At 62.0% G+C, this 22,659-nt stretch carries 19 protein-coding genes; 11 read left to right on the top strand and 8 right to left on the bottom strand.

Annotated elements, in window-relative coordinates:
• Positions 1 to 210 precede the first annotated feature (210 nt).
• Positions 211 to 2,820: a bifunctional aconitate hydratase 2/2-methylisocitrate dehydratase gene (gene acnB / locus BM059_RS06435; RefSeq protein ID WP_074937499.1), complete on the bottom strand. Its 2,610-nt coding sequence runs from the start codon at positions 2,818 to 2,820 to the stop codon at positions 211 to 213.
• Between the two features lie 546 nt (positions 2,821 to 3,366).
• Between acnB and BM059_RS06440 the strand changes: the two genes are divergently transcribed.
• Entirely contained in the window at positions 3,367 to 3,843 is a 477-nt protein-coding gene (locus BM059_RS06440) for a DUF1289 domain-containing protein (RefSeq protein ID WP_074937500.1), read from the top strand.
• Positions 3,844 to 3,952: 109 nt separating this feature from the next.
• Here the strand turns inward: BM059_RS06440 and BM059_RS06445 are convergent, their stop codons facing one another.
• On the bottom strand, positions 3,953 to 4,816 hold the full coding sequence (locus tag BM059_RS06445; RefSeq protein WP_074937501.1) for a universal stress protein: 864 nt from the start codon (positions 4,814 to 4,816) through the stop codon (positions 3,953 to 3,955).
• Between the two features lie 157 nt (positions 4,817 to 4,973).
• Between BM059_RS06445 and miaE the strand changes: the two genes are divergently transcribed.
• Entirely contained in the window at positions 4,974 to 5,651 is a 678-nt protein-coding gene (gene miaE / locus BM059_RS06450; protein WP_074937503.1) for a MiaE family protein, read from the top strand.
• Positions 5,652 to 5,767: 116 nt separating this feature from the next.
• Here the strand turns inward: miaE and lpxH are convergent, their stop codons facing one another.
• Positions 5,768 to 6,487, bottom strand: coding sequence for a UDP-2,3-diacylglucosamine diphosphatase (lpxH, locus tag BM059_RS06455; RefSeq protein ID WP_074937505.1), 720 nt, complete (start codon positions 6,485 to 6,487; stop codon positions 5,768 to 5,770).
• Positions 6,488 to 6,636: 149 nt separating this feature from the next.
• Entirely contained in the window at positions 6,637 to 7,128 is a 492-nt protein-coding gene (locus tag BM059_RS06460; protein ID WP_074937507.1) for a peptidylprolyl isomerase, read from the bottom strand.
• Positions 7,129 to 7,288: 160 nt separating this feature from the next.
• Here BM059_RS06460 and BM059_RS06465 point away from each other — a divergent pair, with 160 nt between their 5' ends.
• Both BM059_RS06465 and cysS read left to right on the top strand, forming a co-directional pair.
• Positions 7,289 to 8,953 (top strand): glutamine--tRNA ligase/YqeY domain fusion protein, encoded by a 1,665-nt coding sequence (locus tag BM059_RS06465; RefSeq protein ID WP_074937509.1) that lies wholly within the window; start codon positions 7,289 to 7,291, stop codon positions 8,951 to 8,953.
• Positions 8,954 to 10,339, top strand: coding sequence for a cysteine--tRNA ligase (cysS, locus tag BM059_RS06470; protein ID WP_074937511.1), 1,386 nt, complete (start codon positions 8,954 to 8,956; stop codon positions 10,337 to 10,339).
• Between the two features lie 60 nt (positions 10,340 to 10,399).
• On the opposite strand, the gene BM059_RS06475 is transcribed toward cysS, so the two are convergent.
• Entirely contained in the window at positions 10,400 to 11,332 is a 933-nt protein-coding gene (locus tag BM059_RS06475; protein ID WP_074937512.1) for a LysR family transcriptional regulator, read from the bottom strand.
• Between the two features lie 120 nt (positions 11,333 to 11,452).
• On the opposite strand from BM059_RS06475, the gene BM059_RS06480 reads away from it, so the two are divergent.
• Positions 11,453 to 12,202 carry a 3-oxoacyl-ACP reductase family protein gene (locus BM059_RS06480; protein ID WP_074937513.1) on the top strand — a complete coding sequence of 250 codons (750 nt, stop codon included), beginning with the start codon at positions 11,453 to 11,455 and terminating at the stop codon, positions 12,200 to 12,202.
• Positions 12,203 to 12,280: 78 nt separating this feature from the next.
• On the opposite strand, the gene blaPRC is transcribed toward BM059_RS06480, so the two are convergent.
• Both blaPRC and BM059_RS06490 read right to left on the bottom strand, forming a co-directional pair.
• The gene (blaPRC, locus tag BM059_RS06485; protein WP_074937515.1) at positions 12,281 to 13,420 is read right to left on the bottom strand and encodes a PRC family class C beta-lactamase; all 1,140 of its coding nucleotides are present in this window, start codon (positions 13,418 to 13,420) and stop codon (positions 12,281 to 12,283) included.
• Positions 13,421 to 13,516: 96 nt separating this feature from the next.
• Positions 13,517 to 15,346 (bottom strand): sigma-54-dependent Fis family transcriptional regulator, encoded by a 1,830-nt coding sequence (locus BM059_RS06490; protein WP_074937517.1) that lies wholly within the window; start codon positions 15,344 to 15,346, stop codon positions 13,517 to 13,519.
• A gap of 259 nt (positions 15,347 to 15,605) precedes the next feature.
• On the opposite strand from BM059_RS06490, the gene BM059_RS06495 reads away from it, so the two are divergent.
• Genes BM059_RS06495 through BM059_RS06520 form a run of 6 tightly spaced genes read left to right on the top strand, consistent with a single transcriptional unit; the run spans position 15,606 to position 21,545 of the window.
• Positions 15,606 to 16,700: an ABC transporter ATP-binding protein gene (locus tag BM059_RS06495; protein WP_074937519.1), complete on the top strand. Its 1,095-nt coding sequence runs from the start codon at positions 15,606 to 15,608 to the stop codon at positions 16,698 to 16,700.
• Positions 16,700 to 17,797 (top strand): ABC transporter ATP-binding protein, encoded by a 1,098-nt coding sequence (locus tag BM059_RS06500; protein WP_074937521.1) that lies wholly within the window; start codon positions 16,700 to 16,702, stop codon positions 17,795 to 17,797. Before BM059_RS06495 ends, BM059_RS06500 begins: the two co-directional genes overlap by 1 nt.
• Positions 17,794 to 18,657 (top strand): carbohydrate ABC transporter permease, encoded by an 864-nt coding sequence (locus BM059_RS06505; RefSeq protein WP_037000800.1) that lies wholly within the window; start codon positions 17,794 to 17,796, stop codon positions 18,655 to 18,657. Before BM059_RS06500 ends, BM059_RS06505 begins: the two co-directional genes overlap by 4 nt.
• Positions 18,658 to 18,665: 8 nt before the next feature.
• Positions 18,666 to 19,466, top strand: coding sequence for a carbohydrate ABC transporter permease (locus BM059_RS06510; RefSeq protein WP_037000801.1), 801 nt, complete (start codon positions 18,666 to 18,668; stop codon positions 19,464 to 19,466).
• A gap of 12 nt (positions 19,467 to 19,478) precedes the next feature.
• Positions 19,479 to 19,751, top strand: a complete 273-nt coding sequence (locus tag BM059_RS06515) for a DUF2160 domain-containing protein (RefSeq protein ID WP_003459912.1) — start codon at positions 19,479 to 19,481, stop codon at positions 19,749 to 19,751.
• 51 nt (positions 19,752 to 19,802) lie between these two features.
• A complete protein-coding gene (locus BM059_RS06520; protein WP_074937522.1) occupies positions 19,803 to 21,545 on the top strand; it encodes an ABC transporter substrate-binding protein in 1,743 nt (580 codons plus the stop codon).
• Positions 21,546 to 21,605: 60 nt separating this feature from the next.
• On the opposite strand, the gene folD is transcribed toward BM059_RS06520, so the two are convergent.
• Positions 21,606 to 22,460, bottom strand: coding sequence for a bifunctional methylenetetrahydrofolate dehydrogenase/methenyltetrahydrofolate cyclohydrolase FolD (gene folD / locus BM059_RS06525; RefSeq protein WP_037000804.1), 855 nt, complete (start codon positions 22,458 to 22,460; stop codon positions 21,606 to 21,608).
• Positions 22,461 to 22,659 lie beyond the last annotated feature (199 nt).

Genomic DNA, 22,659 nt, shown 5'->3' on the forward strand with positions numbered 1-22,659 from the left:
CACACCTTTCTTGGGCAAGCAAGAAAGGTGTGGCGCCCGTAAGGGGCGCAACCCAAACGCTCAGCGCACGCAGTAACGGATAGTGCCAAGTCAGTAAGCGATACGCACACAAACTTGCCAGCCCGGCTCAACCCGCACTTTCCCCAAGCTGTGCAAAGAACCCATAAAAAAGCCCCGCACTAGGCGGGGCTCATCATGATGACGCTTGGATCAGGCCTGAACGACCGGGATCTGAGCGCTCGCCGCCGCTTCGCGGAACTCGGCGATCTGGTCGAAGCTCAGGTAGCGGTAAACGTCGGCAGCCATGCTGTCGATGTTCTTCGCGTACTCCATGTACTCCTCGACGGTCGGCAGCTTACCCAGGATGGACGCGACAGCGGCCAGCTCGGCAGACGCCAGGTACACGTTGGCACCATCGCCCAGGCGGTTCGGGAAGTTACGGGTCGAAGTCGACACCACGGTCGAATTCGGCTCGACGCGTGCCTGGTTACCCATGCACAGCGAGCAGCCCGGCATTTCCATGCGCGCGCCGGCTTTGCCGTAGATACCGTAGTAGCCTTCTTCGGTCAGTTGGTGAGCGTCCATCTTGGTCGGCGGCGACAGCCACAGACGAGTCGGCAGTTGACCCTTGACCTGATCCAGCAGCTTACCGGCAGCGCGGAAGTGACCGATGTTGGTCATGCACGAACCGATGAACACTTCGTCGATCTTCTCGCCCTGAACGGTCGACAGCAGACGCGCGTCGTCCGGATCGTTCGGCGCGCAGAGCACAGGCTCCTTGATGTCGGCTAGGTCGATTTCGATGACTTCGGCGTACTCGGCGTCCTTGTCGGCGCTGAGCAGCACAGGGTTGGCCAGCCAGGCTTCCATCGCTTGAGCGCGACGCTCCATGGTGCGGGCATCGCCGTAGCCTTCGCTGATCATCCAGCGCAGCAGGGTGATGTTCGACTTCAGGTACTCGGCAATGGCTTTTTCCGGCAGCTTGATGGTGCAACCAGCAGCGGAACGCTCGGCAGAGGCGTCGGACAGTTCGAACGCTTGCTCGACGGTCAGCTCGTCCAGGCCTTCGATTTCCAGGATGCGGCCGGAGAAGGCGTTGATCTTGCCTTTCTTCTCGACGGTCAGCAGGCCATTCTGGATGCCGTAGTAAGGGATGGCATGGACCAGGTCACGCAGGGTGATACCTGGGTTCAGCTTGCCCTTGAAGCGCACCAGAACCGACTCCGGCATGTCCAGCGGCATAACGCCGGTGGCAGCGGCGAAGGCCACCAGGCCGGAACCGGCCGGGAAGGAGATGCCGATCGGGAAGCGGGTATGCGAGTCACCACCGGTACCAACGGTATCCGGCAGCAGCATACGGTTCAGCCAGCTGTGGATGATGCCGTCGCCGGGACGCAGCGACACGCCGCCACGGGTGCGGATGAAATCCGGCAGGGTGTGGTGGGTGGTGACGTCGATCGGCTTCGGATAAGCGGCGGTGTGGCAGAACGACTGCATCACCAGGTCAGCGGAGAAGCCCAGGCACGCCAGGTCTTTCAGCTCGTCGCGGGTCATCGGGCCAGTGGTGTCCTGGGAGCCGACGGTGGTCATTTTCGGTTCGCAGTAGGTGCCCGGACGGACGCCTTTGCCTTCCGGCAGACCGCAGGCCTTGCCGACCATCTTCTGGGCCAGGGTGTAGCCCTTGCCAGTGTCGACCGGCGCTTCCGGCAGTTTGAACAGGTCGGTTGGGCCCAGGCCCAGCTCGGCGCGTGCTTTCTCGGTCAGGCCACGGCCGACGATCAGCGGGATACGGCCGCCAGCGCGAACTTCGTCGAGCAGTACCGGGGTTTTCAGTTCGAAGGTGGTGATGACCTCGTCGGTACCGTGCTTGCAGACTTTGCCAGCGTGCGGGTACAGGTCGATCACGTCGCCCATGTTGATGTTCGACACATCGAATTCGATCGGCAGGGCGCCGGCGTCTTCCATGGTGTTGTAGAAGATCGGAGCGATCTTGGAGCCGAAGCAGAAGCCGCCGCCGCGCTTGTTCGGCACGTACGGGATGTCGTCGCCGAAGAACCACAGCACCGAGTTGGTGGCGGATTTACGCGAGGAACCGGTACCAACCACGTCACCGACGTAGGCGATCGGGAAGCCTTCGCCGCGCATTTGCTCGATCTGCTTCATCGGGCCGATGGAGCCTTGCACGTCCGGCACGATACCGTCGCGGGCCATTTTCAGCATGGCCAGGGCGTGCAGCGGGATGTCAGGGCGCGACCAGGCGTCCGGGGCAGGGGACAGGTCGTCGGTGTTGGTTTCGCCGGTGACCTTGAAAACGCGCAGGCTGATCTTGTCGGCCAGGGTCGGGCGCTTCTTGAACCACTCGCCATCAGCCCAGGACTGCAGCACGGCTTTGGCGTGAGCGTTGCCGGCTTTGGCTTTTTCAGCCACGTCGTGGAAGGCGTCGAACATCAGCAGGGTGTGCTTGAGTTGTTCTGCGGCAACGGCAGCCAGCTCGGCGCTGTCCAGCAGCTCGACCAGGGTAGCGATGTTGTAGCCACCCTGCATGGTGCCCAGCAGCTCGACAGCGCGCTGCTTGCTGATCAGCGAGGAAGTGGCTTCGCCCTTGGCAATTGCAGAGAGGAAACCAGCCTTGACGTAGGCTGCTTCATCGACGCCTGGCGGTACGCGGTTGGTGATCAGGTCTACGAGGAATTCTTCTTCGCCAGCCGGCGGGTTTTTCAGCAGCTCGACCAGGCCTGCGGTTTGTTCGGCGTTCAGCGGCTGGGGCACGATACCCTGAGCGGCACGCTCTGCTACGTGTTTGCGATAGGCTTCAAGCACAGTTATTACCCTCATCAGTGGTCCCAAAGGGTTGTCCGGGACGCGATCCAGATACCCATGAGCCAGGCGCTTTTCGACTTTATGAGCCGATCAGCCGAGGTTTCACGAGTCTCTTGTAGAAGCTGCTTTCAAAGTTTTACGCCGGCAGGACGGTTTCTGATGAGGGCTGACGCAGGCGCTTGGGGGGACTCCAAGTGGCTGCGCCGCCATCGTACCTGCAGGATCGACTGTGCTCGTGACGCTTTGAAAACAGCTTCCAACGGACATTGGCGCCTTAAAAGGCGGGCCGATTCTACTGGAAAGCGCGGATAAAGTTAAGCCGATGTCCTTGTCGCGGCAGGCTGCTGAAAACCTGGGCGAGGCAGGCGATACAAGAGCAAAACGGCCGAAAAAATGCAGGTTAGCTGCTCTAAGTGAGCATTTTTAGGCCGTTTTTAACGCAGTAGTGCCAACGCAGGCAGTTTTCAGAGGGCTGTCGGCAGGGGTGATCTGGATTAGACAAAGGGCTAACATGCCAGGCCGTTTTGCCGTTTATGTTGTTTCGCCATGTCCAATCAGCGCATCAAGACGCCTTGTGTGGGGCTTTGTTCGACCGTCTACGGCGATGTCGTGTGCCGCGGTTGCAAGCGTTTCCACCATGAGGTGATCAACTGGAACAGCTACAGCGACGACGAGAAGCGCGCCGTCTGGACGCGTCTGGAAGTGCTGTTGGTGCAGGTGATGGCGGGCAAGGTCGAGGTGTTCGATGAGCAGCGTCTACGTGGCCAGCTGGAACAGCGGCAGATTCGTTTCGTGCCGCAACAGTCGCCTTACTGCTGGGCCTATCAACTGATCGCGCGCGGCGCGCGGATGATCAATCAGTTGGAGGCATATGGCATGGTTGTACTACCTGAATTCCGCAATTGGGCTTTGCCCGAATTGCGTGACGCCATCGACCGCGAATTCTTCCTGCTCTCGGAAGCGCATTACGAGCGCTATATCGCGCCGAAATTCTTGCGCGAAGGGCTGGAAGTCCGCGTGTGAGAGGCGATGACCCGTAGGGTGTCGCGGGGCCGCCTAGGCTGCGCGCACCGCTTCCGGGATCGGCTTCAGTACCCGTCAAGCCGCTGGTGCGCACGGCGCACTCTACGTTCTAGCGCTGCGACACCAGCTCTTCCAGATGCGCAATGATGTCGCCCGGCTTGAGCACCAACACGTCACTTTCCAGCGCGTCGAGTATGACTTCTGCCGTGTTGCCGATCAGTGCGCCGGAAAGGCCGGTGCGTGCCACGGTGCCAATGACCGTGACCGCTGCGCTGAATTGGTGGGCGACCTGTGGAATCACCACATCGGCTGGGCCTTCGAGCACGTGCAGGCGCTCGTCACTGATGTCGTACTCGGCCTGGAAGGTCCGGCACTGCTCGCGGTAGCGCGCTTCGATGGTTTCCTTGAGCTGGAAGGTCGGATCGGCGGCGGACAGCATCGGCGTCGGGTGAGCAGTGACCACGTGCAGCGTGCCCTGGGCCAGGCCGGCGATATCGTAGCCGTGGCTGACGATGCCGGAATGCAAGGTGCGGTGCTCGCCGTCTGCGTTGCCGACGTCCACGGCAGCAAGGATGTTGCCGCCGGTCCAGGGCGTGTCGGTCTTGACCATCAGCACCGGGGACGGACAGTAGCGCAGTAGCTTCCAGTCTTCCGGGGTGAGGATGGCCTTCTTCAGCGGGTTGTCGGGGACGTGCTGCTTGATCACCAGGCTGCAGCCTTCGGCCTGTTGCACGGCGATGATGGTTTGGTGCGGGTTGTCGTGCCAGGACTGCTGGGTGGTGGCGCTGAAGCCCTCTGCGCCGAGGCTGCTGCCAAGCTCATTGAGCCAGGCGCTGTGGTCGCCTTTCTTGTCGCAGACCAGTAGGTGCAAATGTGACTGGGTGACTCCCGCTATCAGTTTTGCCCGCTTCAGTGCGAGGCCTTCGGGGTGCTGCGGCTCCATCACCACCAGAATGCTACGGATCGCTTGCATGGTCGTCTCCCTGAGAATGAATAGCGCTTAGCCAACTATAGGTGCGTCGTTGCCTGCGGCTTCTTGACCTGTATCAACAGCGTGCTGGTCGTCCGGCCTGCCACTCGTATAATGGCCCGCCATTTTCAACCTCGCCAGCACCAAGAGCGCTTCAAATATGATGTCAAATGCCCAGCATGTTCCGAGTAATGGTGAGGAACCTGTGTCGATCCTGCAGGAAATTCTCGCGTTTCTCGGCGGTGTTGCTACCCCCGACGCCTGGCTGGACGAGGCCTTGCGCCAGCAGGAAATCCTCCTGCTCGACCACCGCAATCTGGAATACAAGGCAGCGCAAACGGCCTTGAGCCTGATGGGGCGCTACCTGACCAAGACCGAATTGACCGCGAGAATGTCGCGTTTGGCCCGTGAGGAGCTGGTGCACTTCGAGCAGGTGAGCAAGATCATCCGTGGGCGTGGCATCGAGGTTCGCCATGTGTCCGCCTCACGCTACGCCGCCGGCTTGCGCGCACTGCTGCGTGGTGGCGAAGTGGAGCGGCTGGTGGATGTGCTGGTGGTCGGGGCTTTCATCGAGGCCCGCTCCTGCGAGCGCTTCGCTGCGCTGGTGCCGCGCCTGGATGCCGAGTTGGCCAAGTTCTACGCTGGGCTGCTGGAGAGCGAAGGACGCCACTACCGGGGCTATCTCAAGCTTGCCTATCTGTATGGCGATGCGGCCGACGTGGATGCGCGTATCGAGGTGGTGCGCGCGGTGGAGCGTGAGCTGATCACCACACCGGATGAGCAGTTCCGTTTCCATAGCGGTGTGCCCATAGAAAGCAGCCGCGAAGCGGCCATCTGATGACCCTCTCCTATTTATGGGAGAGGGTGCCCGAAGGGCGAGAGAGGGTGCTTCAGCCTACGCAGTTGCCTTCTCCCCCAGCCCCTCTCCCGCAAGCGGGAGAAGGGAGCAGAGCCCTATAGCTCGAACGGCGCCTGCGTGAAGCCTTCGTCATCGACCTGCAGCGCCCAACCCTGGCGATCCCAGTCGCCCAGCACGATGCGCCGTGATGACTGGCCGTTCACTTCCAACTCATGCACCGCCGGCCGGTGGGTATGACCATGGATCAGCGTACGTACGTCGTGCTCGGCCATTACCCTGATCACTTCCTCCGGCGTGACGTCGACGATGTCGCTGGCCTTCATCCGCGTTTGTGCGCGGCTTTCGTTGCGCAGCTTGCGCGCCAGCTTCTGCCGGGTAGTGAGCGGTAGGTTGCGCAGGATCAGCAGCGAGAGTGGATTGCGCAGCCAGCGGCGCAGCTTCATGTAGCCGACATCGAGGGTGCATAGACTATCGCCATGCATCAACAGCACCGGTTCGCCGCCCATCTGCACCTTGTGCGGGTCGCTCAGCAAGGTGCAGCCCGCCTCGCGGCAGAAAACCTTGCCGATAAGGAAGTCGCGATTGCCATGCATCAGGTAGATACGCGTGCCGGTTTTGCTCAGCTCACGCAAGGCGCAGGCGATCTCGTGCTGGAAGGGCGTCATGCCGTCGTCGCCGATCCAGACTTCGAAGAAGTCGCCGAGGATGTACAGCGCCTCGGCCTGGCGCGCGCGCGTGGCGAGAAAATGCAGAAACGCCCGGGTGATGTCCGGGCGTTTCTCTTCGAGGTGCAGATCGGAGATCAGCAGGATCATTTCGTTTAACAGACCGATGAAAAAGGTAGCGAGCGACGGCTAGGCTAGGCGCGGGTGGCCGAGGGCGCGGAGTTTACGGGCTGTAAATGAGCAGCCCGAGGCCGGCCGCAACGACGCATAGCCTAGCGCAGTAGTTTTTCGTCGGTCTGTCAGACGACTTCGGCCTTCTCGATTACCACGTCGTCCACCGGTACGTCCTGGTGGCCGGATTTCATGGTGGTGGCCACGCCCTTGATCTTCTCGACCACGTCCAGGCCTTCGACCACTTCACCGAATACCGCGTAGCCCCAGCCCTGAACGGTCGGCGCGCTGTGGTTGAGGAAAGCGTTGTCGGCGACGTTGATGAAGAACTGCGCACTGGCCGAATGCGGCTCCATGGTGCGGGCCATGGCGACGGTGCCGACCTTGTTGGCGACGCCGTTGTTGGCTTCGTTCTTGATCGGTGCGCGGGTCGGCTTTTGCTTCATACCTGGCTCAAAACCGCCGCCCTGGATCATGAAGTTGCCGATTACACGGTGGAAAATGGTGCCGTCGTAATGGCCTTCCTTCACGTATTGCTCGAAGTTGGCCACGGTTTCCGGGGCCTTGTCGGCGAACAGGTTCAGGGTGATGACGCCGTGGTTGGTGTGCAGTTTGATCATGATCGTATCCGTGATGGGGCAGGTTCGAGCCAATGGCTCTGAGGTGAACAGCGCTTGTCAGGGTGGTGTGCACCCTGTCAGGGGCTTGACAGGTTGGTTATGATACGGACTTTGCCCGAAGCGGCCTACCCTGTGCCGCGCCAGTATTGTTAAGGACACCATGAGCAAGCCTACCGTCGAAAAAGCTGCCAACTTCCTGCGCCCCATCGTCCAGGCTGATCTGGACAGCGGCAAGCACGCCACTATCGTGACCCGCTTTCCGCCGGAGCCCAACGGCTACCTGCACATCGGCCACGCCAAGAGCATCTGCCTGAACTTCGGCCTGGCCGAAGAGTTCGGTGGCCAGTGCAACCTGCGTTTCGACGACACCAACCCGGCCAAGGAAGATCAGGAATACATCGACGCGATCAAGGCCGACGTCGAGTGGCTGGGCTTCAAGTGGGCCGGTGAAGAGCGCTATGCCTCCAACTATTTCGATCAATTGCACGCCTGGGCCGTTGAGCTGATCAAGGTCGGTAAGGCCTTCGTCTGCGATCTGAATGCCGAAGAGATGCGCGAGTACCGTGGCAACCTGACCGAGCCAGGCAAGAACAGCCCGTTCCGCGAGCGCAGCGTCGAGGAGAACCTCGACCTGTTCGCCCGTATGAAGGCCGGTGAGTTCCCCGATGGCGCCCGTTCGCTGCGTGCCAAGATCGACATGGCCTCGCCGAACATCAACCTGCGCGACCCGATCCTGTACCGCATTCGCCACGCCCATCACCACCAGACCGGCGACGCGTGGTGCATCTACCCGAGCTATGACTTCACCCATGGCCAGTCCGATGCGATCGAGGGCGTGACGCACTCCATCTGCACCCTGGAGTTCGAGGATCACCGCCCGCTGTACGAGTGGTTCCTGGAAAACCTGTCGGTGCCGGCGCAACCGCGTCAGTACGAATTCGCCCGGCTGAACCTGAACTACACCATCACCAGCAAGCGCAAGCTCAAGCAATTGGTCGATGAGAAGCACGTCAACGGCTGGGACGACCCACGCATGTCGACGCTGTCCGGCTACCGTCGTCGCGGCTACACCCCGGCTTCGATCCGCACCTTCTGCGACATGATTGGCGTCAACCGTGCTGGTGGCCTGGTGGACATCGGCATGCTTGAGTTCGCGATTCGTGACGATCTGGACGCCAACGCTGCGCGCGCCATGTGCGTGCTCAAGCCGCTGAAGGTGGTGATCAGCAACTACCCGCAAGGCCAGGTGGAGAATCTGGAGCTGGCGCGCCATCCCAAGCAGGACATCGGCACCCGTGTGCTGCCGTTCTCCCGCGAGATCTACATCGATGCCAGCGATTTCGAAGAAACTCCGCCGGACGGCTTCAAGCGCCTGATCCCCGGTGGCGAAGTGCGCCTGCGTGGCAGCTACGTGATCCGCGCTGACGAGGCCATCAAGGACGCCGCCGGCAATATCGTCGAGCTGCGCTGCTCCTATGACGAGAACACCCTCGGCAAGAACCCGGAAGGCCGCAAGGTCAAGGGTGTGATTCACTGGGTGCCGGCCGCCGAAAGCGTCGAGTGCGAAGTGCGCCTGTACGATCGACTGTTCCGCTCGGCCAACCCGGAGAAGAGCGAAGAGGGCGGTAGCTTCCTCGACAACATCAACCCGGAGTCGCTGGTGGTGCTTACCGGTTGCCGCGCCGAGCCATCGCTGGCCCAGGCCACTGCCGATGATCGCTTCCAGTTCGAACGCGAAGGTTATTTCTGCCTGGACAAGGATTCGCAGCCCGGCAAGCCGGTATTCAACCGTACCGTCACCCTGCGCGATTCCTGGGGGCAGTAAATGGCACTGTCGATTTACAACACTCTGAGCAAGACCAAGGACGCGTTCAAACCGCTGGAAGGCAACCACGTGCGCATGTACGTGTGCGGCATGACCGTCTATGACTTCTGCCACATCGGTCATGCCCGTGTGATGGTCGCCTTCGACGTGGTCACGCGTTGGTTGCGTCAGCGCGGCTACGACGTGACCTACGTGCGCAACATCACCGATATCGACGACAAGATCATCAAGCGCGCCAATCAGAACGGCGAGCCGTTCGAAGCTTTGGTCGAGCGCATGATCGCGGCGATGCACGAGGACGAGGCGCGCCTGTCCGTGCTGCGCCCGGACATCGAGCCGCGTGCCACCGGGCATATCGCCGGCATGCACCAGATGATCCAGACCCTGATCGACAAGGGCTTCGCCTATGCGCCGGGCAATGGCGACGTGTACTACCGCGTCACCAAGTTCGAGACCTACGGCAAGCTGTCGCGCCGCAAGATCGACGAGCTGAAGATCGGCGCGCGCATAGAAGTCGACGAAATCAAGGAAGACCCACTGGACTTCGTGCTGTGGAAAGGCGCCAAGCCGGGCGAGCCGAGCTGGGATTCGCCTTGGGGCAAGGGGCGTCCGGGCTGGCATATCGAGTGCTCGGTGATGTCCACCTGCTGCCTTGGTGAGACCTTCGACATCCACGGCGGCGGCCCGGACCTGGTGTTTCCGCACCACGAGAACGAAATCGCGCAGAGCGAGGCGGCCACCGGCAAGCAGTACGCCAATGCCTGGATGCACGCCGGCGCGGTGCGCGTGGATGGCGAGAAGATGTCCAAGAGCCTGGGCAACTTCTTCACCATTCGCGAGGTGCTGGAGAAGTACCACCCGGAGGTGGTGCGCTACCTGCTGGTGTCCAGCCACTACCGCAGTCCGATCAACTACTCGGAAGAGAGCCTCAAGGAAGCCAAGGGCGCCCTGGAGCGTTTCTACAACGGTCTCAAAGGTCTGCCGGAAGCGGCGCCTGCCGGTGGCGAGGCGTTCGTCGAGCGCTTCGGTGCGGCGATGGACGACGACTTCAACTCGCCGGAAGCCTGCGCCGTGTTGTTCGAGATGATCCGTGAGGTCAATCGTCTGCGCGAGTCTGATCTGCAGGCCGCCGCCGGTCTGGCTGCTCAGCTCAAGCAACTGGCCAGCGTGCTCGGCGTATTGCAACTGGAGCCGGAAGCCTTCCTTCAGGCCGGCGCTGCCGGCAAGGTCGATGCGGCCGAGGTCGATGCGTTGATCGCCGCGCGCCTGCAGGCCCGTGCCGATAAGAATTGGGCTGAAAGCGACCGCATTCGCGACCAGCTCACCGCCATGGGCGTGGTGCTGGAAGACGGCAAAGGCGGAACCACCTGGCGCCTTGCCGAGTAAGTGCAGCGCTGAATGACAAAGGCCGCTTTCCAGCGGCCTTTGTCATTTCTGGGAAAAGCGCTAGCGTGGTTGGCGAGCGTCAAAACGCTCCGCCCAGCGATGCTCACGAAATCGCTCGACGATAAAGTCGATGAATACCCGGGTCTTGGCCGGCAGTAGCTTCTGCGCGCTGAAGTAGAGGCTCAGGCTCCCGGTGTCGACGTACCAGTCGGGTAATACCCGCTGCAGACTGCCGCGTTGCAAATAGGGTAGCGCGTGGACGGTGCTGACCAGGGTGATGCCAAGGCCTTGCAGGGCCGCATGGCAAGCCGCTTCGGGATCGTTCATGGTCATGCGCTGCTTCAGTTCGAGGGTGGCCTGCTGATTGTCACGCGTGCGCAGCGGCCAAGTGCGCACGCGGCCGGTCTGCGGTGAGCGGATGAGGATGCCGTCGTGCCGGGGCAGATCCTCCGGTCGCGCGATGGGGGCTTGTCTGGCCAGATAGGTCGGTGCCGCCAGCAGCACTCGGTGGGCAGGTGCCAGTTGCCGGGCAATCGCGCCGGGAGGTAATTCGAAGCCGCCGCCGATGGCTGCGTCGAAGCCTTCACCAATGAGATCGACGGCACGGTTGTCGAAATGCCAATCCGGGGTGATCGCCGGGTAACGCGCGAGGAAATCGGCCAGGTGCGGCAGGATATAGTCGCGACCAAAGGCTACGCCCATGCTCACCTTGAGGGTGCCGGCCGGTTGGCCCTGGCTGCTCGCCAGGTTCGCCACCGCGCCCTGGATGCTCGCCAAGCCGCCTGACACCTCTGCAAGAAAACGCTCGCCGGCTTCGGTCAGGGTCAGGCGTCTGGTGCTACGTAGGAACAGGCGCACGCCGAGATTGGACTCCAGGCGTGCGACGTTCTTGCCAACGGCTGCCGGGGTCAGGCCCAGGCGCCGCGCGGCTTCGGCGAAGCTGCCTGCCTCGGCGGTGCGGACGAAGCACTCGATGCTGCTGAGGGTTTCCATGGTTACTCCATAAACCATTGGTATCGACTGAATATAGCGATTGCTAGCTTATCGGTTTTGAATGCCGGATGAATACTGAGGGCGTGTTCCATTCAACCCCTCAGTTTCAGGAGATTCCCCATGAGCATTCAGAAAACCCTCGAAAACAAGGTCGCCTTCATTCAGGGCGGCTCCCGCGGTATCGGTGCCGCCATTGCCCAGCGCCTGGCAAAAGAAGGTGCTGCCGTTGCACTGACCTATGTTTCATCAGCGGCTGGAGCTCTCGATGTGGTGCGTGAGATCGAAGCCGCTGGCGGCTGCGCCATCGCCATTCAGGCCGACAGCCGTGACGAGCAGGCCATTCGCGGCGCCATCCGCCATGCGGTGGATACCTTCGGTCGTCTCGATATCCTGGTGAACAATGCCGGTGTGCTGGCGGTGGCGCCGATCGATGAATTCAGTATCGAGGATCTGGATCGCACCCTGGACGTCAACGTGCGCAGCGTGGTGATCGCCAGCCAGGAGGCTGCGCGGATGATGGGTGAGGGCGGTCGCATCATCACCATCGGCAGCACCAATGCCGAGCGCATGCCGTTCGCCGGTGGTTCTGTCTATGCGCTGAGCAAGGCGGCGGTGGCTGGTTTCACTAAGGGCCTGGCGCGTGACCTGGGGCCGCGTGGCATCACCGTCAATAATGTGCAACCGGGCCCGGTGGATACCGACATGAACCCGGATCAGGGGGATTTCGCCGAATCGCTGAAGCAGATCATGGCCTTGCCGCGCTACGGCAAGGCCGAGGAGATCGCTAGTTTCGTGGCCTATCTGGCCGGCTCGGAGGCGGCATATATCACCGGTGCCAACCTGACCATCGACGGTGGCTTCTCGGCCTGACGAGGCTGGCAGGGCTGCGCCGGTAGGGTGCGCTTTGCGCACCGGCTTCCCGCGCTCACACGTCTTGCCAGGGTTACGTTACGGCTCGATGGCATCGAGCAGTTGCAGTGCCAGGCGCACGCGCTCGGCGTTGGGGTAGTTGCGGTTGGCGAGTATCACCAGCCCGGTATCGCGTGCTGGTAGCAGCAGGATGTAGGCACCGAAGCCGTTGGTCGAGCCGGTCTTGTTCAGCAGCAGATCGCCCTCGGCTGGCTTGGGCGCGCTAAAGCGTTCGACGGTCTGGGGCTGCAGCGCCATTTCTGCTGAGTTGCCGGCCTGCAGTTTTTCCAGGCTGATAGGGTAGGCGTAGCGTTCCCAGCCCAGCGCCTGGGTCATGTCACCGACCTGGTAGTGGCCGCGATGGCTGGAGCTGATGGCCTGGCGCAGCGGTGCGGACAGTGAGGCCGGGTGCAGGTTGGCGTCGATGAAGCGAAGCATGTCGTTGGCGCTGGATTTCAAACCGTAGGCTTCGGCGTCCAGTGCGCCGGGGCTTACCCGCACGGCTTTGTCGTCGCGGTAGCCCCAGGCATAGCGCCCCATTTGCTCAGCCGGTATCTGCACGTAGCTTTCCTGCATGCCCAGTTGCGGTAGCAGGTCTTTCTCCATCAACTGCTGAAACGGTTCGGCCAGGCTGGCGGCCGCCAGGTGGCCGAACAGGCCGATACTGGGGTTGGAATACAGTCGTTGCGTACCCGGCGGATATACCGCCTGCCAGTTACGGTAGTAATCGAGCATCTGCTGTTCGTTGCTGACTGCATCTGGAAATTGCAGCGGCAGGCCGCCGGCGGTGTAGGTGGCCAGATCCAGCAGGCTGATGTGATCGAATGCGCTGCCTTGCAGGGCCGGCAGGTACTGGCTGGCGTTGTCGCTGAGGTTCAGCGTGCCACGTGCTTCGGCATAGGCGCCGAGGGTGGCGGTGAACAGTTTGCTGATCGAGCCCAGCTCAAACAGCGTGTGGCGGTCTACGGCTTGGCCAGTTTCGCGCGAGGCGACGCCATATTCGAAGACATGCTGCTGCCCCTTATGGCTGATGGCGATGGCCATGCCGGGGATGGCATAGGTCTGCATCATCGACTTGGCGGCGGCGTCCACCTGCTTGTCTAGTGACGTTGTCGCCAGCGCGTGGCTGGAGGCGAGCATGGCCAGGGCGGTGAGTAGAGGGCGGTACGGATGGCGCATGGAGAATTCCTTTCATGGCGAGGCGACGCCAGCCCCGCTGGAGAAGTCGGGCGGGATGGCAAATGTATGGCTTTGGCCGGCTCCTTGAACAAAGGTTCAGGGGCGGACGCCTTGTTCGCGCAGGCGCTTGTACAGGGTATTGCGGCTCAGGCCAAGGTGGCGGGCCAGGTAGGAGATATTACCGCCGCAGGCCTGGTATTGGCTGGCCAGGTCGTCGGGCTCGGGATGCACTGGCAGGGGTACGTCCGTTGGCAGGTCGAGAGAGAAATCGTCCGGCAGGTGCTCGGTGCGGATGGGTTGGTCGTCGGCCATGGCCAGCGCCACGCGCAGCACGCTGCTGAGCTGGCGCAGGTTGCCTGGCCAGGGGTGGTGCTGGAACAGTTCCAGCACCTCGCGACTGATACCCGCGCGCTGGTGGGGTTCACGGTGTTGCTCCCACAGCCTCTGGAACAGCGCCTGTTTGTCGGTACGCTCGCGCAGCGGTGGCAGCTCCAGGTTCAGGCCGCTGATGCGGTAGTACAGGTCGGCGCGGAACTGGCCACTGTCGACGTCCTGGCGTAGCGGACGATTGGTGGCGGAGACCAGGCGTACATCGACCGGATGCAGTTCGCTGCTGCCCAGCGGTTGCACGCAGCGCTCCTGTAGCACGCGCAGCAGGCGGGCCTGCACGCGTAGCGGCATGTCGCCGATCTCGTCGAGAAACAGCGTGCCCTTGTGCGCCTTGCGGATCAGGCCGACATGGCCCTTTCGGCTGGCGCCGGTAAAGGCGCCTTTCTCATAGCCGAACAGCTCCGACTCCACCAGCTCTGCCGGAATGGCTGCGCAGTTGACCGCGATGAACGGCTGGCTGGCGCGTGAACTGGCCTGGTGCAGGGCTTTGACGAACACTTCCTTGCCGGCGCCGGTTTCGCCCTGCAGTAGAATCGGAATGTCCTTCTCCAGCAGCCGTTCAGCCTGGCGGACGGCCTTGTCCATCCGCGCATCACCCGCGCTCAGCGTATGCAGCTGTGGCTCTTGCGGCGTGCTCTGCGCCGCTTGCGGGCGGAAGTCGCGAGGTTGGATCGGTACTGGCCGGGCAGGGCGCCGCACCCGCGCGTGAAAGCGAAAGTGGCCACTGGTGCGCAGGCTGAAGGGCTGGCCATCCGGTTGGTTGAGCAGTTGTTGCAGCGGCACGTCGAACAACTGCTCGATAGCGCCATAGGTCAGGGGTTGGCCAAGCAGGTTGTCAGCGCGGCGGTTGGCAGACACCACGTGGCCCTGTTCGTCGAACACCACCAGGCCGGCCCAGGGGCTGTCGAGGTTGTCGAGGCTGGTATTGAAGCTGAGCAGGTGGTACTGGTCGGCGAACAGTTTGAGGATCAGGCGGTTCTCCACCGACTGGCTCATCATCTTCACCATACCCAGGGTGTGCGCCGGCGGCAGGTAGCTGTCGCTGGACACGTCGAGCACGGCGATCATGCGCCGCTGTTCGTCGAAGATCGGCGAGGCCGAGCCGGTCATGAAACGGTTGGCCTTGAGGAAGTGTTCATCGTGCTGGATATGCACGGCCTGGCCGCAACTGAGCGCGGTGCCGATGGCGTTGGTGCCGGTGTAGCGTTCCAGCCAGCTGGCGCCCGCGACGAAGCCGGCGGCCTGGCGTGGCTCGATGAAGCGCTGGTCGCCCCAGGATTGCAGCAGTCGGCCCTGGTCGTCGGCGAGCATGATCAGACAGTTGGAGTTGGACAGGATGGTGCCGTAGTAGGGCAGCACTTCCTGGTGAGTGGTCTGCACCAGGGCCTGGCGGCTCTCCAGCAGCGCCGAAAGATCGCCGGGCGCCGGAGGATCGAAGCGAGGCGCGCTCTGGTGGGTCAGGCCGTAGTCACGGCAGCGCGACCAGGACTCCTGGATGATGGCGTCGTGCGCCGGGGCGCGGGCAGCTTCTGTCATGGTGCGATCTCTTCTTGTTGGTTCGCGATCTGCGCCGCGATCGATCCAGTTTCGTTCAAGCCTGTTCAAAGTCAACGAACGAATTGTTCAGTTGTTCACATTTGACTGTTCAAAAGTGTTCAGTGAAAAACTGGCAGGCCTGTAGAAACTGGCAGCTTTTTATTATTTATCAAAGAGATGCGTTTATTCTGCGGGGACTGGCACGCTTGTCGCTATCGATGTTCGCAATCGAATGGCACGACAAGAAAAAGGACAGGTCATGTCGCTCAAGCTCGAACACGTCACCCGTATCGTCGACGGCCAGGTGCATATCGACGATGCCAGCCTCAGTTTCGAACCTGGCTCCTTCAACGTTCTGCTCGGTCGCACCCTGGCCGGCAAGACCAGCCTGATGCGCCTTATGGCCGGGCTGGATCGGCCCAATAGCGGTCGGGTGTTGATGAACGGCGCCGATGTCACCGGCGTGCCGGTGCGCCAGCGCAACGTGTCGATGGTCTATCAGCAGTTCATTAACTACCCGACCCTGACGGTGTTCGAGAACATCGCCTCGCCACTGCGTCAGGCCGGTGTGGCCAAGGAGCAGATCGTCGAGAAGGTCGAGGCCACCGCGCGTATGCTGCGCATCGAGAAACTGCTGTCGCGTTATCCGCTGGAACTCTCCGGCGGCCAGCAACAGCGCACGGCCATGGCCCGGGCGTTGGTCAAGGATGCCTCGCTGATCCTGTTCGACGAACCGCTGGTCAACCTCGACTACAAGCTGCGCGAAGAGCTGCGCCAGGAAATGCGCGAGCTGTTCCAGGCGCGCCATACCATTGCCATCTACGCCACCACCGAGCCCAACGAGGCGCTGGCACTGGGCGGTACCACCACCATCCTGCATGAGGGGCGGGTGGTGCAGAGCGGCAAGACCGCCGAGGTCTACCACCGTCCGCAGCAGGTGCTGGCTGCCGAGCTGTTCTCCGAGCCCGCGATCAACCTGATGCCGGGGCGTATCAGCGGCTCCGAGGTTAGCTTCGCCGACTGTGTGCACTTTCCGCTCAACCCCGATCTGCGCGGCATCGCCGAGGGCGAGTACCGCTTTGGCGTGCGCCCCAGCCATATCGGTTTGGTACCGTCCAACGACGATGATCTGGAGCTGGCGGTGACCGTTGAGCTGGCCGAGATCAGCGGTTCGGAAACCTTCCTGCATGTGCGCAACGAGCAGTTCGTGCTGGTGCTGCATCTGCCGGGCGTGCACGAGTATGCGGTCGATACGCCGATCCTGATCTACATCCCCACACACAAGCTGTTCGTCTTCGCTGCCGATGGGCAGTTGGTGCAGGCACCCAGTCGTCGTCAGGGGAGGGCCGCCTGATGGCCGAGATTCGCTTGCACAACCTCGCGCATAGCTACAGCGGCACGCCGAAAGCGCCGGAAGATTACGCAATCCGCGAGATGAACCATGTCTGGCAGCAGGGCGGCGCCTACGCGTTGCTGGGGCCGTCGGGCTGCGGCAAGTCCACCTTGCTCAACATCATCTCCGGGTTGCTCAGTCCGTCGCAGGGCGAGGTGCAGTTCGACGGCAAGGCGGTCAACACGCTGTCGCCGCAAGAGCGCAATATCGCCCAGGTTTTCCAGTTTCCGGTGGTCTACGACACCATGACGGTGTTCGACAACCTGGCCTTCCCGCTGCGCAACCAGGGCATGGATGAAGCGCGGGTGATGAGCAAGGTGCACGAGATTGCCGAGGTGCTGGAGCTGCACCCGTTGCTGCACAAGAAAGCGCGCAACCTCACCGCCGACGAGAAGCAGAAAGTCTCCATGGGCCGTGGCCTGGTGCGTGACGATGTCTCGGCGATTCTCTTCGACGAGCCGCTGACGGTGATCGACCCGCACCTGAAGTGGAAGCTGCGGCGCAAGCTCAAGCAGATCCACGAGCAGTTCAACATCACCATGGTCTACGTCACTCACGACCAGCTGGAGGCTTCCACCTTTGCCGACAAAATCGCGGTGATGTACGGCGGGCAGATCGTCCAGTTCGGCACGCCGCGCGAACTGTTCGAGCGCCCCGGCCATACCTTCGTCGGCTATTTCATTGGCAGCCCGGGCATGAATCTGATCGACGTGCAGCGCTGCGAGGGCGGCGTGCGCTTCGCTGGCACCCAGTTACCACTCTCTGACGCGCTCAATCGGCGCCTGGTCGAACTGGACGGCAAACGTCTGCAGGTGGGCATCCGTCCCGAGTTCGTGCATGTCTGGGACGGTGCTTACGAAGACGCGCTGTGTGGTCGGGTGCTGCACGTCGAGGATCTCGGCACCTACAAGATCCTCACCTTCGACCTCGATGGCCAAGTGCTCAAGGTGCGCCTGCAGGAAGACCAGCCCGTGCCACGCGAGCAGGTCTACCTCAGCTTTCCGGCGCAGTGGCTGATGCTCTATGCCGATGACTATCTGGTGGAGGTGGCGCCATGAAGGTGCAGAACAACAAGGCCTGGTGGCTGGTGCTGCCGGTGTTCCTGCTGGTGGCGTTCAGTGCCATCGTGCCGATGATGACGGTGGTCAACTACTCGGTGCAGGACATCTTCGACCCGTCCACGCGCTACTTCGTCGGTGTCGACTGGTACCGCCAGGTGCTGCAGGACCCGCGTCTGCACGACTCGCTGCTGCGCCAGTTCATCTTCTCCGCCTGCGTGCTGCTGATCCAGATCCCGCTGGGTATCGCCATCGCCCTGTGTATGCCGACGCGCGGGCGCTGGGCCTCGCTGTGCCTGATCCTGATGGCCATTCCGCTGCTGATCCCGTGGAACGTGGTGGGCACCATCTGGCAGATCTTTGGCCGCGCCGACATCGGCCTGATGGGCTGGGCGCTGAACAGCCTGGGTATCAGCTACAACTACGCCGCCAACACCATGGATGCGTGGGTGACGGTGCTGATCATGGACGTCTGGCACTGGACCTCGCTGGTGGCGTTGCTGTGCTACTCCGGGCTGCGCGCCATTCCCGATGTTTACTACCAGGCCGCGAGGATCGACCGTGCGTCGAATTGGGCGGTGTTCCGCCATATCCAGCTGCCCAAGCTGAAGAGCGTGCTGCTGATCGCGGTGATGCTGCGCTTCATGGACAGCTTCATGATCTACACCGAGCCGTTCGTGCTCACCGGCGGCGGGCCGGGTAACGCCACCACCTTCCTCAGCCAGACCCTGACGCAAATGGCCGTCGGCCAGTTCGACCTGGGCCCGGCAGCAGCGTTCTCGCTGGTGTACTTCCTGATCATCCTGTTGGTGTCCTGGCTGTTCTACACCGCCATGACCCACGACGACAAAACCCGCTGAGGCCGACCATGACGCTGCGCAAACGCCTGGTACTGCTGATCTATTTTCTGTTCCTGCTGGTGCCGATCTACTGGCTGCTGAACATGTCGTTCAAGAGCAATACCGAGATTCTTGGTGGCCTCAGCCTATGGCCGCAGAGTTTCACCCTGGACAACTACCGGGTGATCTTCACCGACCGTAGTTGGTACGAGGGCTACCTCAACTCGCTGTACTACGTCAGCCTCAACACCCTGATCTCGCTCAGCGTGGCCTTGCCCGCAGCCTATGCCTTCTCGCGCTATCGTTTTCTTGGCGACAAGCACCTGTTCTTCTGGCTGCTGACTAACCGCATGGCGCCGCCGGCGGTGTTCCTGCTGCCGTTCTTCCAGCTGTACTCGTCCATCGGCCTGTTCGACACCCATATCGCCGTGGCGCTGGCGCATTGCCTGTTCAACGTGCCGCTGGCGGTGTGGATTCTCGAAGGCTTCATGTCCAGCGTACCCAAGGAAATCGACGAGACGGCCTATATCGACGGTTACAGTTTCCCGAAATTCTTCGTGAAGATCTTCATTCCGCTGATCCGCTCTGGCATCGGCGTCACCGCCTTCTTCTGCTTCATGTTCTCCTGGGTCGAGCTGCTGCTGGCGCGCACTTTGACCTCGGTGGACGCCAAGCCCATCGCGGCGGTGATGACCCGCACCGTGTCCGCCTCGGGTATCGACTGGGGTGTACTCGCCGCTGCCGGGGTGCTGACCATCATCCCCGGGATGCTGGTGATCTGGTTCGTTCGCAATCATGTGGCCAAGGGCTTTGCCCTCGGTCGCGTGTAAGGGAGGTTCATCATGAGCTGGATGGCCTGGACTCTACCGACCGCGCTGTTCTTCGCCGGCATCGCCGTGCTGCTGGCCGGCATGACGCTGGTCGAGCTGCGCTGGCCGTGCGTCGAGCGCAAGGGTTTTCTGCCGATCACCACCACCCGTGGGGATCGGCTGTTCATCGGTCTGCTCGGCAGCGCCTACCTGCATCTGCTGGTAATCGGCGTGACCGACTGGAGCGTGTGGATAGCGTCGCTGCTATCACTGTTGTGGTTGTGCGCAGTCATGCGCTGGGGCTGAGCCGGGCTGCCACCGGTATGCCTCTCCCCATATCCTGAGATGGAGGTCTCTATGTTCGACAATAACAACAAGACCCGACATAGCATGGCGTTGGCCGCCCTGCTGGCGTTGTCCGGTTTGAGCGGTGCGGCCTGGGCAGATGCCTATGAAGAAGCCGCGAAGAAATGGATCGCTGATGAGTTCAACCCCTCGACCCTGACGCCCGAGCAGCAGCTCGAAGAGCTGAAGTGGTTCATCAAGGCTGCCGAGCCGTTTCGTGGCATGAACATCAATGTCGCCTCGGAAACCCTGACCACCCACGAATACGAGTCCAAGGTGCTGGCCAAGGCGTTCAGCGAAATCACCGGGATCAAGCTCAAGCATGACCTGATGCAAGAAGGCGATGTGGTCGAGAAACTGCAGACGCAGATGCAGTCTGGCAAGAACATCTACGATGGTTGGGTCAATGACTCGGACCTGATCGGCACCCACTTCCGCTATGGCAAGGCGGTCTCGATCACCGACATGATGGCTAACGAAGGCAAGGATTTCACCTCGCCGACCCTCGATCTCGAAGACTTCATCGGCCTGTCCTTCACTACCGGGCCGGACGGCAAGGTTTATCAGTTACCCGACCAGCAGTTCGCCAACCTCTACTGGTTCCGCGCCGACTGGTTCGAGCGCCCCGAGCTGAAGGCCAAGTTCAAGGAAATCTACGGCTACGAGCTGGGCGTGCCGGTGAACTGGTCTGCCTACGAGGACATCGCCGAGTTCTTCTCCAAGCACGTCAAGGAGATCGACGGTAAGCGCGTCTATGGCCACATGGACTACGGCAAGAAGGATCCGTCGCTGGGCTGGCGCTTCACCGATGCCTGGTTCTCCATGGCTGGCGGTGGCGACAAGGGATTGCCCAATGGTCTGCCGGTGGACGAGTGGGGCATTCGCGTCGATGGCTGCCGGCCGGTAGGTTCCAGTGTTGCCCGCGGCGGCGACACCAATGGGCCGGCGGCGGTGTTCGCCACGCAGAAATACGTCGATTGGATGCGCCAGTACGCGCCACCGGAAGCGCAGGGCATGACCTTCTCCGAGTCCGGCCCGGTGCCGGCGCAAGGGGCGATCGCTCAGCAGATCTTCTGGTACACCGCCTTTACTGCCGATATGACCAAGCCGGGCCTGCCGGTGGTCAACGACGATGGCACACCGAAATGGCGCATGGCGCCGTCGCCCAAGGGCCCGTACTGGGAGGAGGGCATGAAGCTCGGTTACCAGGACACCGGCTCCTGGACCTTCCTCAACTCCACCCCGGAGAAACAGCGCCTGGCTGCCTGGCTCTACGCACAGTTCGTCACCTCCAAGACCGTCTCGCTGAAGAAGACCCTGGTCGGCCTGACACCGATCCGCGAGTCGGATATCAACTCGCAGGCGATGACCGACGTGGCGCCCAAGCTCGGTGGTTTGGTGGAGTTCTACCGCAGCCCGGCACGCGTGCAGTGGACGCCGACCGGCACCAACGTGCCGGACTATCCACGTCTGGCTCAGCTGTGGTGGCAGTTCATCGCCGAGGCCGCTAGCGGTGACAAGACGCCCCAACAGGCGCTTGATGGCCTGGCCGCAGCGCAAGACACCATGCTCGGTCGCCTGGAGCGCTCCGGTGTATTGGGCGAGTGCGGGCCGAAGCTGAACGAGCCACGTGATCCGCAGTACTGGTTCGATCAGCCGGGCGCACCGAAGCCCAAGCTGGCCAACGAGAAGCCCAAGGGCGAAACCATCGCCTATGACGAGTTGCTCAAGTCCTGGGAACAGGCGCGCAACTGATCCATACGGCAGAAACGACAACGGCACCCTCGGGTGCCGTTGCTCGTTATGCAGCGCTGCTTATTTATGCAGGTGTTCGGCTGCGTGCAGGGTGTTCTCCAACAGCCCGGCGCGAGTCATCGGGCCAACGCCGCCTGGGACCGGAGTGATCCAGCCAGCGCGGGGCAGGGCGGCATCAAAGGTCACGTCGCCGACCAGCTTGCCGTCTTCCTGTCGGTTGATGCCAACGTCGATGACGATGGCGCCTGGCTTGATCCACTCACCCTTGACCAGGCCCGGCTTGCCGGCCGCGACCACGACGATATCGGCCTGGCCGACGTGGCCGGCCAGATCCTTGGTGAAACGGTGGGTGACGGTCACAGTGCAACCGGCCAGCAGCAGCTCCATCGCCATCGGGCGGCCAACGATATTGGATGCACCAACTACCACCGCATGCATGCCGTACAGATCGACACCCGTGCTTTCCAGCAGGGTCATGATGCCCTTCGGTGTGCACGGGCGCAGCAGAGGCATGCGCTGGGCCAGGCGACCGATGTTGTAGGGGTGGAAGCCATCGACATCCTTGTCCGGGCGAATGCGCTCGAGCAGCAGAGACGAGTCGAGGTTCTCCGGCAGTGGCAGTTGTACCAGGATGCCGTCGATGGTCGGGTCTTCGTTGAGCTCATCGATCAGCGCGAGCAGATCAGCCTGGCTGGTCTCTGCAGGCAGGTCATAGGCGCGGGAGAGAAAGCCGACTTCTTCGCAATCCTTGCGTTTATGCGACACATAGACCTGGGAGGCGGGATCGGTGCCGACCAGAATCACTGCCAGGCCTGGCGCACGAAGGCCTTGCTGGCGACGTTCGGCGACACGTTGGGCGATTTGCTGGCGGAGGCTGGCGGCTATCGCCTTGCCGTCGATCAGTTGTGCGGTCATTGCGCTGGTTAACCATTAATAAGGATGAAAAAAGGACGCGCATTCTCGCATGGGCGCTCACTCGGGCAAAGGCGCCGACCGCGGTTTTCGCGTAACTCCTTTAAATCGCTGAATTTTTTTGAAAATTTCTGTTGACGAGGTTGGGAGTCGCCTATAACATTCGCCCCGCTTCTCAGGAACAGCCACTCGCTGGGTGAGG

Origin of the sequence: Ectopseudomonas composti (genome assembly GCF_900115475.1) — a bacterium.
GTDB classification, from domain to species: domain Bacteria; phylum Pseudomonadota; class Gammaproteobacteria; order Pseudomonadales; family Pseudomonadaceae; genus Aquipseudomonas; species Aquipseudomonas composti.

Bases quoted from the DNA above. Each gene is read 5' to 3' on its own strand.
- BM059_RS06500 (WP_074937521.1), top strand. From the start codon at position 16,700: ATGGCCGAGATTCGCTTGCACAACCTCGCGCATAGCTACAGCGGCACG.
- BM059_RS06445 (WP_074937501.1), bottom strand. From the start codon at position 4,816: ATGCAAGCGATCCGTAGCATTCTGGTGGTGATGGAGCCGCAGCACCCC.
- BM059_RS06495 (WP_074937519.1), top strand. From the start codon at position 15,606: ATGTCGCTCAAGCTCGAACACGTCACCCGTATCGTCGACGGCCAGGTG.
- BM059_RS06490 (WP_074937517.1), bottom strand. From the start codon at position 15,346: ATGACAGAAGCTGCCCGCGCCCCGGCGCACGACGCCATCATCCAGGAG.
- cysS (WP_074937511.1), top strand. From the start codon at position 8,954: ATGGCACTGTCGATTTACAACACTCTGAGCAAGACCAAGGACGCGTTC.
- BM059_RS06480 (WP_074937513.1), top strand. From the start codon at position 11,453: ATGAGCATTCAGAAAACCCTCGAAAACAAGGTCGCCTTCATTCAGGGC.
- BM059_RS06515 (WP_003459912.1), top strand. From the start codon at position 19,479: ATGAGCTGGATGGCCTGGACTCTACCGACCGCGCTGTTCTTCGCCGGC.
- lpxH (WP_074937505.1), bottom strand. From the start codon at position 6,487: ATGATCCTGCTGATCTCCGATCTGCACCTCGAAGAGAAACGCCCGGAC.
- BM059_RS06475 (WP_074937512.1), bottom strand. From the start codon at position 11,332: ATGGAAACCCTCAGCAGCATCGAGTGCTTCGTCCGCACCGCCGAGGCA.
- BM059_RS06465 (WP_074937509.1), top strand. From the start codon at position 7,289: ATGAGCAAGCCTACCGTCGAAAAAGCTGCCAACTTCCTGCGCCCCATC.
- BM059_RS06520 (WP_074937522.1), top strand. From the start codon at position 19,803: ATGTTCGACAATAACAACAAGACCCGACATAGCATGGCGTTGGCCGCC.
- BM059_RS06505 (WP_037000800.1), top strand. From the start codon at position 17,794: ATGAAGGTGCAGAACAACAAGGCCTGGTGGCTGGTGCTGCCGGTGTTC.
- BM059_RS06510 (WP_037000801.1), top strand. From the start codon at position 18,666: ATGACGCTGCGCAAACGCCTGGTACTGCTGATCTATTTTCTGTTCCTG.
- folD (WP_037000804.1), bottom strand. From the start codon at position 22,460: ATGACCGCACAACTGATCGACGGCAAGGCGATAGCCGCCAGCCTCCGC.
- miaE (WP_074937503.1), top strand. From the start codon at position 4,974: ATGATGTCAAATGCCCAGCATGTTCCGAGTAATGGTGAGGAACCTGTG.
- BM059_RS06440 (WP_074937500.1), top strand. From the start codon at position 3,367: ATGTCCAATCAGCGCATCAAGACGCCTTGTGTGGGGCTTTGTTCGACC.
- blaPRC (WP_074937515.1), bottom strand. From the start codon at position 13,420: ATGCGCCATCCGTACCGCCCTCTACTCACCGCCCTGGCCATGCTCGCC.
- BM059_RS06460 (WP_074937507.1), bottom strand. From the start codon at position 7,128: ATGATCAAACTGCACACCAACCACGGCGTCATCACCCTGAACCTGTTC.